We start from the raw sequence: 13,504 nt of genomic DNA, 5'->3' as shown, positions 1-13,504 counted from the left end.
GGCGCCGGGCTGATTCCCGGCGCCTGCCATATTGAAGTGCACGCAGTTCTCATGTGGGAGCGGGCTTGCTCGCGAAGGCGGAGTGTCATTCACCACACATGTTGGATGTCAGAACGCCTTCGCGAGCAAGCCCGCTCCCACAGGGGTTCGACGGTGCATTTGAGTTATTTATTGAATCAGGAGGACACCGTCCCATGGCCGTATTTGCCCATACCGTCGGCGCCCAGACTTACCGCTTCGACAGTCTGAAAGACGTCATGGCCAAAGCCAGCCCGGCGCGCTCCGGGGACTTTCTGGCCGGCGTTGCCGCCCTCAACGATGGCGAGCGAGTGGCTGCGCAGATGGCCCTGGCTGACATCCCGCTGACTCACTTCCTGCAGGAAGTACTGATTCCTTACGAGACCGATGAAGTCACCCGACTAATCATCGACACTCACGATAAACAGGCTTTTAAAGCGGTCAGCCACCTCACTGTCGGTGGCTTTCGCGATTGGCTGCTCAGCGACGCCGCCGACGAACAGAGCCTGCGCGCTCTCGCTCCGGGCCTGATCCCGGAAATGGCCGCCGCCGTGTCAAAGATCATGCGCGTGCAGGACCTGGTGCTGGTGGCGCAGAAAATCCGCGTGGTCACGAAATTCCGCGGCACTCTGGGCCTGCGCGGCCGGCTCTCTACGCGCCTGCAACCCAATCACCCCACCGACGAACCGGCCGGGATCGCCGCGAGCATTCTCGACGGTCTGCTGTACGGCAACGGGGACGCAATGATCGGCATCAACCCGGCCACCGACAGCATCGCTTCGATCTGCGCCATGCTGGAAATGCTTGATGCGATCATCCAGCGCTACGAAATTCCTACACAGGCCTGCGTGCTGACCCACGTCACCACCTCCATCGAGGCGGTGAATCGCGGTGTTCCGCTGGACCTGGTGTTCCAGTCGATCGCCGGCACTGAAGCGGCCAACGCCAGCTTCGGTATCAACCTGAACGTCTTGCAGGAAGGCTATGACGCGGGCTTGAGCCTGAATCGCGGCACGTTGGGCCAGAATCTGATGTATTTCGAGACCGGCCAGGGCAGCGCCCTGTCTGCCAACGCCCACCACGGCATCGATCAACAGACCTGCGAAACCCGCGCCTACGCCGTGGCACGCCATTTCAAACCGTTTCTGGTGAACACCGTCGTAGGCTTCATCGGCCCGGAATACCTCTACAACGGCAAACAGATCATCCGCGCCGGTCTCGAAGACCACTTCTGCGGCAAGCTGCTGGGCGTGCCCATGGGTTGCGACATCTGTTACACCAATCACGCCGAGGCAGATCAGGACGACATGGACACCCTGCTGACCCTGCTGGGCGTGGCCGGGATCAACTTCATCATGGGCATTCCCGGTTCCGACGACATCATGCTCAATTACCAGACCACATCGTTTCACGACGCCCTCTACGCCCGGAAAACCTTGGGCCTGAAACCGGCGCCGGAGTTTGAACAGTGGCTGGCGAACATGGGCATCTTCACCCAGGCAGACGGCAAAATTCACTTCGGCGACAACCTGCCGCCGGCCTTCCGTCAGGCCATGGCGCAACTGGGATGAGTATTGAGATGGATAAACCACCTGTCGATCCGCAAAACCCATTGCTGGAACTGCGTCGCCTGACCCCGGCACGTATCGCCCTCGGTCGTACAGGCACCAGCATGCCGACCAGCGCGCAGCTGGATTTTCAGTACGCCCATGCACAGGCCCGGGATGCGGTGCACCTGCCGTTCGACCACCTGGGGCTTAGCTCACAACTGGCCGAGCGTGGACGTGAGAGTTTGCTGCTGCACAGCGCCGCCACGGACCGGAACAGCTATCTGCAGCGCCCCGATTTGGGGCGCAAGCTGAGTGATCAGTCGGCGCAGACCCTGCGCGACTACGCGCTGAGCCATCCTGGCGGGGTGGATCTGGCCGTTGTGGTGGCCGACGGCCTCTCGGCATTGGCCGTTCATCGCCACACCTTACCGTTTCTAGCGCGCATGGAAGAACAGACAGCCGCTGAGGGTTGGTCCCTGTCGCCGGTGATTCTGGTGGAACAGGGCCGAGTCGCGGTGGCCGACGAGATTGGCGAGCTGCTGGGCGCGAAGATGGTGGTCATATTGATCGGCGAACGCCCCGGCTTGAGCTCGCCAGACAGCCTGGGGTTGTATTTCACCTATAATCCCAAAGTCGGACTGACAGATGCCTATCGCAACTGCATCTCGAATGTTCGGCTCGAAGGCTTGAGTTACGGCATGGCGGCACACCGCTTGCTGTATTTGATGCGCGAAGCCTGTCGGCGGCAGTTATCAGGGGTCAGTCTGAAGGACGAAGCCCAGGTTCAGACGCTGGAGTCGGACATTGGTGCAGATATGAAAGGTAATTTCCTACTGAGCCCGTCGGATACCTGAACCGTTTCCGCATTGCGTTTCTATTCAGGTTTCAGGCAGGATCGATGCACGGCCGCCAGGGTTTCCCGTCGCCGTCACCACGTAAGACAGCCACTTGAAGACGAGACCTACCATGCGGATTATTCAAGCGACCCTCGAACACCTCGACCTGCTGACCCCGTTGTTCGTCAAATATCGTGAGTTTTACGGTTCCCTGCCGTATCCGGACTCGTCCCGGGCGTTCCTCGAGAAACGCCTGCGGCGCAAGGAGTCGGTGATCTACCTGGCCCTGGCCGATGACGACGACAAAAAGCTGATGGGTTTTTGTCAGTTGTACCCCAGCTTTTCGTCTCTTTCGCTTAAACGCGTGTGGATCCTCAACGACATCTACGTCGCCGAAGACGCCCGCCGCCAGTTGGTGGCCGATAACCTGATCCGCACCGCGAAAAAAATGGCCAAGGAGACCAATGCCGTGCGCATGCGCGTTTCCACCAGCAGCAATAACGACGTCGCGCAGAAAACCTACGAATCCATTGGGTTCAAGGAAGATACTGAGTTCAAGAACTACGTGTTGCCGATCAGTGAGGAGCTGTAACGCACCGGGGCCTTTGTGGCGAGGGAGCTTGCTCCCGTTCGGCTGCGCAGCAGTCGTAAACCCACCAAAGCGATTATCCTGATACACCGCGTAGTCGGACCAGGAGCGCTTCGCACTCCCAGCGGGAGCAAGCTCCCTCGCCACAAGGATTGTGCAAAGCCAACAGACCTATGGTCGACCCATCGACATCCCCCGCTACAAACTCGACGCGTTTTTCACTTGTCACCCCGTATAATGCCCATTCTTCCGGCTCGTAAGAAAAATCACACTTAGCTGTAGTCTTACGCCCAGCCATCCGCACAGGCCTGCAGAGTCGGGCCATCACCACAGGTGCTTTCCATGGATTTCAACCCGATCGACCTTATCCTGCATCTCGATGTTTACCTCGACCTGCTGGTGACCAACTACGGGGCATGGATTTACGCCATTCTGTTTCTGGTGATCTTCTGCGAAACCGGTCTGGTGGTGATGCCATTCCTGCCGGGCGATTCTCTGCTGTTCATCGCGGGCGCCGTGGCGGCCGGTGGCGGCATGGACCCGGTGCTGCTGGGCGGCCTGCTGATGCTGGCGGCAATTCTCGGTGATAGCACCAACTATGTAATCGGCCGCACCGCCGGCGAACGGCTGTTCAGCAACCCGAACTCGAAAATCTTTCGCCGCGACTACCTGCAACAAACCCACGACTTCTACGACAAACACGGCGGCAAAACCGTGACCCTGGCGCGCTTCATGCCAATCATCCGTACCTTTGCCCCGTTCGTCGCCGGCGTTGGCAAAATGCCTTACCCACGGTTCTTTGCCTTCAGCGTCCTCGGCACCATCCTCTGGGTGGGCGGTCTGGTAACCCTCGGTTACTTCTTCGGCAACGTACCGTTCATCAAGAAAAACCTGTCGCTGCTGGTGGTGGGTATCATCCTGGTTTCGCTGCTACCGATGATCATCGGCGTGATCCGTAGCCGCCTCGCTAATACCGCATCCAAAGCCGAACCCCGCTGACTCACGATGTGGTCCCTTAGCGCCTGGCGACGCCAGCGCACCCTGGCCAGGCATCCGATTGCCGACGACATGTGGCAACGGGTGCGCCATCACCTGAGCTTTCTCGATGGCCTCAGCGCAGCCGAAGACCAGTGGCTGCGGGAAGCCTGCGTGCTGTTCCTGCAAGACAAACACCTGACCGCCCTGCCCGGCGTCGAGCTTCACCAAGAGCAACGTCTGCTACTCGCCGCACAGACCCAATTGCCGCTGCTGCATCTGGGCGATCTGAACTGGTATCAGGGCTTTCACGAAATCATCCTCTACCCCGACGATTTCCTCAGCCCCCAGCGCCATCGCGATGCCAGCGGCGTTGAACACGAATGGGACGGCGAACACAGCGGCGAAGCCTGGCAGCAAGGCCCGATCATCCTCGCCTGGCCCGGCGTGATGGCCAGCGGTGGCTGGGAAGGCTATAACCTGGTCATTCACGAACTCGCGCACAAACTCGACATGCTCAATGGCGACGCCAATGGCCTGCCCCCGCTGCATGCCGATATGCGCGTCAGCGACTGGGCCAAAGTCATGCAAGAAGCCTATGACGACCTCGATCAGCAACTGGACCGCAACCCTGACGCGCAAACCGCCATCGACCCGTACGCAGCGGAAAACCCCGCCGAATTCTTCGCGGTCACCAGCGAATATTTCTTCAGTGCCCCGGATTTGCTGCACGAGGCTTATCCACAGGTCTATGAGCAGCTGAAGCTGTTTTATCGGCAGGATCCATTGGCCCGACTGCGGCAACTTCTGGCAGAGAACCCTGTCTATCAGGCACACGACTAAGGTCTACACGACCTCTGGTCCATAGCGTCGAAGGCGGAATATGCCTATAATCGCCGCCACTTTTTGGTCAATCCGGCCAAGTGTTTTTGGTCAACTAACGGGGGCACCGCCCAATGAGCTACAGCAAGATTCCGGCTGGCAAAGACCTGCCGAACGACATCTACGTCGCGATCGAGATCCCGGCCAACCACGCGCCGATCAAATACGAAATCGACAAAGACAGCGATTGCCTGTTCGTTGACCGTTTCATGGCCACCCCGATGTTCTACCCGGCCAACTACGGTTACATCCCGAACACCCTGGCCGACGACGGTGATCCCCTCGACGTGCTGGTCGTGACCCCTTACCCGGTTGCTCCAGGTTCGGTAATCCGCGCGCGTCCAGTCGGCATCCTGAACATGACCGACGACGGCGGCGGCGATGCCAAAGTGATCGCGGTTCCACACGACAAGCTGTCCCAGCTGTACGTCGATGTGAAGGAATACACCGATCTGCCTCCGCTGCTGATTCAGCAGATCGAGCACTTCTTCGCGAACTACAAAGATCTCGAAAAAGGCAAATGGGTGAAGATCGAAGGCTGGGCCGGCGCAGATGCCGCCCGCGACGCGATCACCAAGTCGGTTGCTGCCTATAAAGGCTGAGAAGCCGCGGTAAGCTTCTAGCTGCGACGTTTGAAGAAAAACCCCGGTTGATCCGGGGTTTTTTGTGGGCGCTCCGCTCAGACTCTCACCTTTAACGGTACGTGGAACGCTTATTGGCTCTGGTTTTTGCCTGTTTAAATTCCACTAAAAGCTCCTTACATCCAGTCTTAAATTTCCCTCGAAATTTGAACAGGTCGTTTATTCAAACCCCCATCCCGCGCCAGTAAACTCGTGTTTATGAAAAAGAACACTAGCGGCCCACGGTTTAAAGCGCTCCTTGAAGCAGCGAAAATCACAACCACAGGATTTGCCGCTTTCTTCGACACGGAAGCGCAAAATATCCATAACTGGTACACCCGCGGTGTGCCCGCCTACCGCATGGAAGAGGTCGCCAGACTACTGTCTGTAAACAGCGACTGGCTGAAAACCGGCGAAGGCCCGAAAGAATCCTCACGCCTGCGCGTACTCGACGAGTCCGGCAACACCTTCGACGCACAGGCCATCCGCGGCATCTACACGGTGATCGAGCCCATCGACGTCGAGCTGCCCTTCTACAAAGAAACAGCCACCGCCCCGGGCTCCAACAAAACTCACGTCGTCAAAGACCCTAGCCAATCCATCCGCCTGCCCCGCAGCCATCTGGACTCCCTGGAAATCAACCACGCCGACGCCATTTGTACCCACATGATCGGCAACAGCATGGGCGAAAAGATTGAAGACGGTTCGACACTCGCGATCGACCGCGGGCTGACTCAGGTTATTGACGGGGAGATTTATGCGATCGAGCATGACGGGATGTTACGGATCAAATACCTGCATCGAATGCCGGGGAATGCGCTGCGGTTGCGCAGCTATAACAAAGCCGAGTATCCGGACGAGATCTTCAGTGCCGAGCAGATCGACAAGCAAAACATAAGGGTATTGGGGTGGGTATTCTGGTGGTCGACGCTCAACAAACGCAGACCTTCCGTGCCCTTCCTGTAAGCACGCAACCCTGTGATCCACTGTGGCGAGGGGGCTTGTCGGAACGCCGCATCGCCCCGTTCGACTGCGCAGCAGTCGCAAACCATTCACTGTGGCAGACAGTCCATGGTTACCGGGTTTACGACTGCTTCGCAGCCGAACGCAGCCTTCGGCAGCTGCTACACAGCGCAATCCTTCTACCTCGCATACCAAGCTGGGAATTTCTCAAAAAAATCAGTATGCTGCGCCCCACATTTGCGCATCGACCCTTCTTCAGGCTCAGATCGCACCGACAAGGCAGATGACTTTCTCGCCAAGTCCCACAGCCGGACGCAAGATCCGGGTGTACGTTTTGAAGGCTGGCGCGGTTTACCAAAAATAAACCAAGCCAGTCCCCGAGAAGCCGGCCACAAGCCGGCTTTTTAATGCCCGCAATATTCCCCCCAACACTCTCCTGACCAAATCTCCCTCGTTCCCCTCCCCCTGGTGAGGCCTCCCATCAGGCATCGATCTGTGCGCGCACGCGCGCCTGCGCGCTATCGAAACAAAACAAGCCTCCAACTGTCATGGTCGCGCAACGATACAGTTCGTTGCCCATGCCCGTCGCCGTACCGGTACATCCCTCGCCAAGCTCCCTAATCTGCAGGTCTTCATCAGGCACCCACGCCTCAGTTCGCCAATTGCCGATAAAAAATGCAATAAAAAAGGAGCTTCAATTGAACACTGATGAAACAGTGGTTGTCACCGGAGTGACATCAGGTATTGGTCTGGCCTGTGCCAGGAAGTTGATAGAGCAGGGAAACAAGGTAGTTGGGATCGGGCGCAGAACCGAGCGCCTCAATGCATTGGCCGATGAATTGGGTGAACGTTTTTACCCCCTTAGCTGCGATGTTCGTGACATCGACTCGATCAACACACAGTTGAAACAACTTCCCGATGCATTTGCCACCTTTAGCAAACTCATCAATAGCGCCGGTTTACTTCAGGGACAAGGAACGTTACTGGAAGTCTCGGATGCTCAAATATCCACCATGCTGGAGACCAATGTTCACGGCTTGATCAATGTCACTCGGGCGGTACTACCTAAGCTGATGGAAAGTGGGTGCGGGCACATTATCAACCTGACCTCGATTGGCGCTCATTATCACTACGCCGGGGGCCATGTCTATGCGGCATCCAAGGCCTTTGTCGACCACTTCGGACAATGCCTGCGCACCGAACTGGTGGGCGCGCGGGTCCGGTTGACCAACATCGCACCGGGTAAAACCCGCTCAGAATTCGCCTTGGTTCAGTTTGCCGGCGATCAAGCCAGAGCCGACCGCGTGTACAGCACACTGACGCCGCTTGAGCCGATGGATGTTGCCAACTCGATCCTCTGGGCCCTGCATCAGCCCTCCCACGTCAATATTAATCTTATTGAACTAATGCCCGCTGATCAGGAACTTTCGTACCGGTGATCCCATGAGCCAATCTCTCGCCCACTACTATGTAAGAAACAAACTAACCCACAAGTTGATCAGCAAACGTGTGCTGTCACCTATTTCACTCTCCCAGCAGCCACCGGCTGACTTGGTACAGGCACTTTGCATTGAAAGTGAAGTGTCAAAGTTGTCAGCTGTTTATGCCCAGTTCCAACACTCGGACGATGGCCATACGGGCCTTCCTCGTTACATGCCGTTTTATCGTTTCATTCAGTCCAAATTCCCCGGCTTTCAATGGCAGGTTCGTTCCACTCAGGGCAAGAAAACCTTGATTCTGGACAAGCCGTACATCAACCAAAGCCGTCCTTCGCTATTGAATTTGCTGTTGTGTGCGATCAACGACAACACCGCCACGACCCCGGCCCTGAAAGTGCGATACCCCGCCATGCGAGAACTGCCGGACGAATTGGTGGTGGATCTTGAGCAGGCCTTTGAGCGCCTGTCATTTGCCCAATCAGCGCCACACTTTGTAGCGCGTTTCGCCCAGGCCCTGGCCAAAGGACTGGCCGGTGAAACCATTACCCTGGTCTCCCCGGTGTGCCCTGATTACGGCTACGAAAACAAGAATGGCCGCCTGCGTTATACCTTCGAGCATCTGGGCGAAGGCATCGGGCTGGTGGCCGGACGCGTGGTCAAGACCCTGCCTGACCTGCAAGCAGTGCTGCAAAAGCACGGCATCGATGCACGGATCGCCGTCGCGGCCGGGGATTTTGAAGGGTTTGACGCCAGTACCCTGAACCGCCTCAAGGAAACACGCGAAGGCTTCGCTCACAAATTGCGAATCAGCCAGCAAAAAATCCTGGACGCTCTCGGCCCTGGTGCCGAGTCGATCATGATTGCCGAAGCCGCCGGTGGCGAGGACTGCTGGCATGCACTGACGGCCGAAGCACAACGGCGCCTGGCACACCAGGACAATGGCTGCATCGTTGAGGACGATCTCGACTATGCCTCAATCTTCAGTGCTCGACTGCCGCTCTATCAGGCGTGGCACCAGCAGCGCAGCAACGAAGAGCTGATGCAGATCCTGTATGCCCAGGGTGCGGAGTATGCGGCCATCGGCAAGGTGTTTGCCCAGCAGTGGACCAACCCCATTGTTATCGGTGCGGACCATAATCGCATGCAACCCTTCTATTGGTTGTACAGCACCATTCCTGTCCTTTACTTGACCAGGGTTTACTGATGAACGCCCGTGAAAGTGCAAGTCAATGCACTTACTACTGTCAGTACGGGCCACAGGGCGATGTTCGTGCCAGCTATGCCCATTTGCCTTTCCAGGGTTTCTGGACCTGGCTGACTGGCAAGGGGCAGGCACTTGCACCCGAGGCGTTAAAGAGCGCAATGAACGAGAGCGGCGAGCGCTTTCTGGTGGCTCATTTGCTGTTCACCTGGTTAGTAATGATCGCCCTGGTGATGCTTGGCCAAGCCGTTCTGGAGGGTGCTTTCGCCACCGGTACGGCAGTGTTGCTGGTGCTGGTGGGCTGGGTCCTGATGGTTAATCGATTGCGCAGTATGCAAGCCACTTTCCACTACCTGACCCACGGTGCGGTGCTCAAGGACAAGGCTCGCGCGCAGCGCTATGCCAGGCTCTTTCTGACCACGCCGCTGCTGTACCAGGATTGGGACACCTATAACCAGAGCCATGTACGCGAACACCACAATATCCATGTGTTGTGCTCCGACACCGATCCCGACCAGCGCTTCATCCGTGAGCAAGGGTTCTACCCGGGGATGCCTGAACCGGTCTATTGGTGGCGAGTCTGCTGCACCCCATTTCGCCCCGTTTACCTGATGCGCCAATGGCGTGGAACGCTGCTTGACAGCTTCGTTCGTCTTGATCGTCGTGAAGCGCTGTTTCGCGGCTGCTTCTGGGGCGTATTGCTGACGCTACTGTGGGCGGCTGGTGGCTTGGAAGCCTTTGGCTTGATGTATGTGATCCCACGCGCGGTGTTGTTTGAGCACTCCATGTGGCTGCAATTGTTTACCGAGCACCTGTGGTTTTATCGCCGGGACGCCCGGAGCACCGAGAAAAATCACTATGGCCGACTGACTTGGGGTCGTTTCCAGGGCCGTACACCGCCAGAGCACGGGGTCATCGCGCATGCCGTCTGGGTGCTGAAATGTGCGCTCTACGATCTGCCGGTGCGCTTGTATGTGTACCCGCAAGACTTGCCCAACCACGACGCACACCACCGCCGCCCCAACGTGCATTACCGGCATATCGCCAATTATCGCGCCAGCGTCGAACAACAGCCCTCCCCTTATGGGCCGTTCCTCGAAGTCTGGGGGTTCATGGCGGGGCTGTACCTGATTCGCGACCATTTGTGCCGAGGGGTGGTCGAGCCGTTTACCCCTCGGGAACCTGCTTCTCTCAATACCCCAAACAGCCTGTACCCAACGTCCACCTCTCAAGGAGTCTGAGCAATGCAAGAGACGATTCAAGCTGCGAACCACGAACTGCAGAACAACGCCTACGCCTCCCTCAAAGCCTCACAGCTGTTTTCTCAAGAAGAGCTGGAGTACATGGAAGCGGCGTGCCAGGTCATCCCGAAAACCATTATCGAAATCGGCGATGTGGGCGAAGAAAACTTTCTCGCGGTGGGGCGCTTCATGGAGGATCAAAAAGGCCAGTTACCCGTATATCGCAACGACCCTTACGGAAAACGTGTGGTGCAGATCCTCTCTTCGGGAAAAAGTCGCGAGTTCTTCAACGGCATCATGGAAGCCGAGTGTTTTATCCGTCGCTGCCAGTCCAATCTGCTGGAAGCCGGCAACTTCATCGGCAAGCACATCGATACCTACAGCAACCTGGAATATCGCTACTCCGTGGTGATCCAGTTCGGCAAACAATACGAAGGCGGCGAGTTTTTCATCGAGCATGAAGGCCGCGAGTCGCAATTCAAGACCGGCTACGCCGATGTGCTGATCAATCGCTGCGAGATTCCCCACGGCGTGCGCAAAGTGGAGAGCGGCACACGCTCCTCCCTGGTGTTTTTCCTGAGCACCAGCCCGTTGGACAAACCCAACCTCAACAACAAACAGATCTGATCGGAGTGTACGTCCACCCCGCCGGGTGGACGTACGACCGACGAAGCCAGAAGGAAACGTCCCATGACGCAAACCAACGTAGCCAGTTTTCAAGAAACAAAGAATCAAGACCTGCAAGCCTATTTCCTGGGCCTCATTTCGGTCGCGGCCTTTGCCATGACCTTGCCAGCGGCAAAAATGCTCGCTGGCGACCTGAGTGCCCTGCAAGTCGGGTTCTTTCGGTCGGTGTTGGCTGCGTTTGCGGCAATTCCCTTTTTGCTTATCGGTCGGGCAAAGTTTCCCAATCGCTCGCAAATCAAGCGAATGTTGCTGACCTCCACCGGGATTGTTTACGGCTTTCCGATCCTCACCGCGCTGGGCATGCAGTACGTGCCGGTCAGCCATGGCGGCGTGGTGCTCGCCGCACTACCGCTGTCCACAGCGATCTTCGGCACCCTCATCACAGGCACTCGCCCATCCAAAATGTTCTGGGCGGTCTCAAGCCTGGGCTTCTTGGTGGTGATGGCCTACACCGTCATCAAGTCGGACGTTTCAGACATCTACATCGGCGACCTGGCGCTGCTGGGCGCTGTACTGCTGGCCGGTTTTGGCTATGCCCAGGGCGGTGCACTGTCCAAAGAACTGCCAGGTTGGCAGGTCATGTGCTGGACCCTGGTCATCAGCCTGCCGGTGCTGCTTCCGGTCAGCCTCTGGCTCTTTGATAGCCAGACCATCGCCAACTTGCCTGGACAAGGCGTCGCAGCCCTGTTGTTTCTGGCTCTGATCAACTCATTGCTGGGTTTCTTCTCCTGGAACCGCGCGTTGGCCCTGGGTGGCATCCAGCGCATCAGCCAGCTGCAGTTACTGCAACCGTTCTTCACTTTTGCCTTTTCGATCATCCTGATGGGCGAGTCCTGGAACTGGCTGACCCCGGCCGTCTGCGCCATCGTCATCGTGCTGGTCTGGCTGTCCAAGCGCATCTGAACAGGACCGCGCGCTGGCTAACCAGCGCGCTCCACCCAACGTGTTCCTGCAGGTATCCCCATGTCCGAAATGACCTTGATCGACCCCAACGTCATGCTGGTAGCCCCTCTGGATTCACCCGTCACTCTGTCGTTCAGCGATGCCCGGCATCAAGCCAACATCACCCTGTGGACAGCCGGGGAACAGTGGCTGGCGGAATCCGCCACTCACTTTTTTATTGTTTATAGCGGTCGCCTGGAGGTCACCGTCGACCATCACCACTTCGAATTGGGTGCGGGGTTCTTTGGCAGTTTCCCCGGCCGCATACATGTACAGGGAGAAGGCCGGGCGCTGATCGTCAGCCAGAGTGGCTACCGCGGCACGACATTGCTGGGTGGCCCAGTGGAAGATCGGGGACGCTTGCTTTATCTCGATGGCTGCACCAATAGCCTGCTGCTCTCACCACCCATCGACGGTGATCCCTGCCTGAACTTTTTGCACTTGCCCGCCCATGTCTCCCAGACACCTCACACCCACTCCTCGCTCCGTGCAGGCCTGATCTTGTCGGGTAATGGCCAGTGCGAAACCGAACAGGGTGTTCTGCCGTTTGAGGAGGGCATGGTGTTCGTCATCCCGCCTGGCGTATTGCACAGTTTTCAGAGCGCCGAACAGGCCTTGCGCATCGTGATTTTCCATCCTGATTCCGATACCGGCCCCACCGATACCAACCACACCATGCTCAACAGAACCTTGATCGAGGGGCTGTCGGCCCAGCAGTTACAGCATCTCCATACCCAGACGGAAACCCGCCCATGACCTCTTCGAGCTTTTTTCGCCCCACCTCTGAACTGCAACAATGGGACGCCTCGCAGTATGAAAACAACGCCCGTTTCGTCGCTCATCTGGCAAATGCCGCGGTGGAACTGTTGGCTCTCACTCCCGGCGAGCGGGTGTTGGACATCGGTTGTGGCGACGGCTACTTGAGCGAGCAATTGGCTCGGCAAGGCGCTGACATGGTGGGTTTCGACTACAGCCCGGAACTGGTGAAAGCCGCACGTTTGCGCGGCCTGGATGTGAGGTTGGGGAATGCCGAGGAGCTGATCTTTCACCAAGAGTTCGACGCGGTGTTCAGCAACGCTGCCATGCACTGGATGCGACGTGCCGATCAAGTCGCCCATGGGACCTTTATGGCACTCAAACCCGGTGGGCGTTTTGTCGGTGAATTCGCCGGCGCCAAGAATGCCTTACTGATCCGTCAGGCGATTCATGGTGCCCTCGAACGTAGATCCATCGATGCACAAGACATTGACCCCTGGTACCTGCCCACCGCCGGTGAATACCAACAGGTGCTGGAAAACGCCGGGTTTCACGTCAGCTTCATCAGCTGGTTCGAACGACCGGTAGTGCTGGATTACCCCATTGCCGAATGGATACAAACCTTTGGCAGCCCTTACCTGACGGTGCTGCCCGTTGAGGACCGCGCGGGTTTTCTGGAAGAAGTGACGGAGGAACTGGCCAATGACCTGCTGAACTCCGATGGCCGATGGATGGTGGACTACACACGCTTGCGTTTCAGAGCGGAGAAAAAGTCATAACCCACAGAACCTGTCTGAAAAAGAGC

At 57.6% G+C, this 13,504-nt stretch carries 14 protein-coding genes; all 14 read left to right on the top strand.

The window, feature by feature from the left end:
• Positions 1–194: 194 nt before the first annotated feature.
• The 14 genes from KGB18_RS22475 to KGB18_RS22410 all read left to right on the top strand — a co-directional run bounded on the left by KGB18_RS22475 (position 195) and on the right by KGB18_RS22410 (position 13,478).
• Positions 195–1,589, top strand: coding sequence for an ethanolamine ammonia-lyase subunit EutB (locus tag KGB18_RS22475; RefSeq protein WP_123720540.1), 1,395 nt, complete (start codon positions 195–197; stop codon positions 1,587–1,589).
• Between the two features lie 8 nt (positions 1,590–1,597).
• Complete coding sequence (gene eutC, locus KGB18_RS22470; protein WP_187326413.1) at positions 1,598–2,422, top strand: ethanolamine ammonia-lyase subunit EutC; 825 nt, start codon at positions 1,598–1,600, stop codon at positions 2,420–2,422.
• A gap of 112 nt (positions 2,423–2,534) precedes the next feature.
• Positions 2,535–2,996, top strand: coding sequence for a GNAT family N-acetyltransferase (locus KGB18_RS22465; RefSeq protein ID WP_052967090.1), 462 nt, complete (start codon positions 2,535–2,537; stop codon positions 2,994–2,996).
• Positions 2,997–3,335: 339 nt separating this feature from the next.
• A complete protein-coding gene (locus tag KGB18_RS22460) occupies positions 3,336–3,992 on the top strand; it encodes a DedA family protein (protein WP_223570487.1) in 657 nt (218 codons plus the stop codon).
• A 6-nt stretch (positions 3,993–3,998) separates the two neighbouring features.
• Complete coding sequence (locus KGB18_RS22455) at positions 3,999–4,811, top strand: zinc-dependent peptidase (RefSeq protein ID WP_123720543.1); 813 nt, start codon at positions 3,999–4,001, stop codon at positions 4,809–4,811.
• 113 nt (positions 4,812–4,924) lie between these two features.
• On the top strand, positions 4,925–5,452 hold the full coding sequence (gene ppa, locus KGB18_RS22450) for an inorganic diphosphatase (protein WP_008052339.1): 528 nt from the start codon (positions 4,925–4,927) through the stop codon (positions 5,450–5,452).
• Between the two features lie 237 nt (positions 5,453–5,689).
• Entirely contained in the window at positions 5,690–6,436 is a 747-nt protein-coding gene (locus KGB18_RS22445; protein WP_201062061.1) for a helix-turn-helix transcriptional regulator, read from the top strand.
• 695 nt (positions 6,437–7,131) lie between these two features.
• Positions 7,132–7,872, top strand: a complete 741-nt coding sequence (locus tag KGB18_RS22440) for an SDR family NAD(P)-dependent oxidoreductase (protein WP_223570486.1) — start codon at positions 7,132–7,134, stop codon at positions 7,870–7,872.
• A gap of 214 nt (positions 7,873–8,086) precedes the next feature.
• Entirely contained in the window at positions 8,087–9,076 is a 990-nt protein-coding gene (locus tag KGB18_RS22435; protein WP_148710190.1) for a hypothetical protein, read from the top strand.
• Positions 9,076–10,314: a hypothetical protein gene (locus KGB18_RS22430; protein WP_223570485.1), complete on the top strand. Its 1,239-nt coding sequence runs from the start codon at positions 9,076–9,078 to the stop codon at positions 10,312–10,314. Before KGB18_RS22435 ends, KGB18_RS22430 begins: the two co-directional genes overlap by 1 nt.
• Before the next feature lie 3 nt (positions 10,315–10,317).
• A complete protein-coding gene (locus KGB18_RS22425; RefSeq protein WP_223570484.1) occupies positions 10,318–10,941 on the top strand; it encodes a 2OG-Fe(II) oxygenase in 624 nt (207 codons plus the stop codon).
• A 63-nt stretch (positions 10,942–11,004) separates the two neighbouring features.
• Positions 11,005–11,904: a DMT family transporter gene (locus KGB18_RS22420; RefSeq protein WP_123720550.1), complete on the top strand. Its 900-nt coding sequence runs from the start codon at positions 11,005–11,007 to the stop codon at positions 11,902–11,904.
• A gap of 60 nt (positions 11,905–11,964) precedes the next feature.
• Positions 11,965–12,699 carry a cupin domain-containing protein gene (locus KGB18_RS22415; RefSeq protein ID WP_123720551.1) on the top strand — a complete coding sequence of 245 codons (735 nt, stop codon included), beginning with the start codon at positions 11,965–11,967 and terminating at the stop codon, positions 12,697–12,699.
• The gene (locus KGB18_RS22410; RefSeq protein WP_223570483.1) at positions 12,696–13,478 is read left to right on the top strand and encodes a methyltransferase domain-containing protein; all 783 of its coding nucleotides are present in this window, start codon (positions 12,696–12,698) and stop codon (positions 13,476–13,478) included. Before KGB18_RS22415 ends, KGB18_RS22410 begins: the two co-directional genes overlap by 4 nt.
• Positions 13,479–13,504: the final 26 nt, after the last annotated feature.

Origin of the sequence: Pseudomonas sp. BF-R-26 (assembly GCF_019947395.1) — a bacterium.
Taxonomy (GTDB): Bacteria; Pseudomonadota; Gammaproteobacteria; order Pseudomonadales; family Pseudomonadaceae; genus Aquipseudomonas; species Aquipseudomonas farris.
The sequence above is the reverse complement of the archived record's forward strand: the minus strand, read 5'-3'. Positions and strand labels throughout refer to the sequence as shown.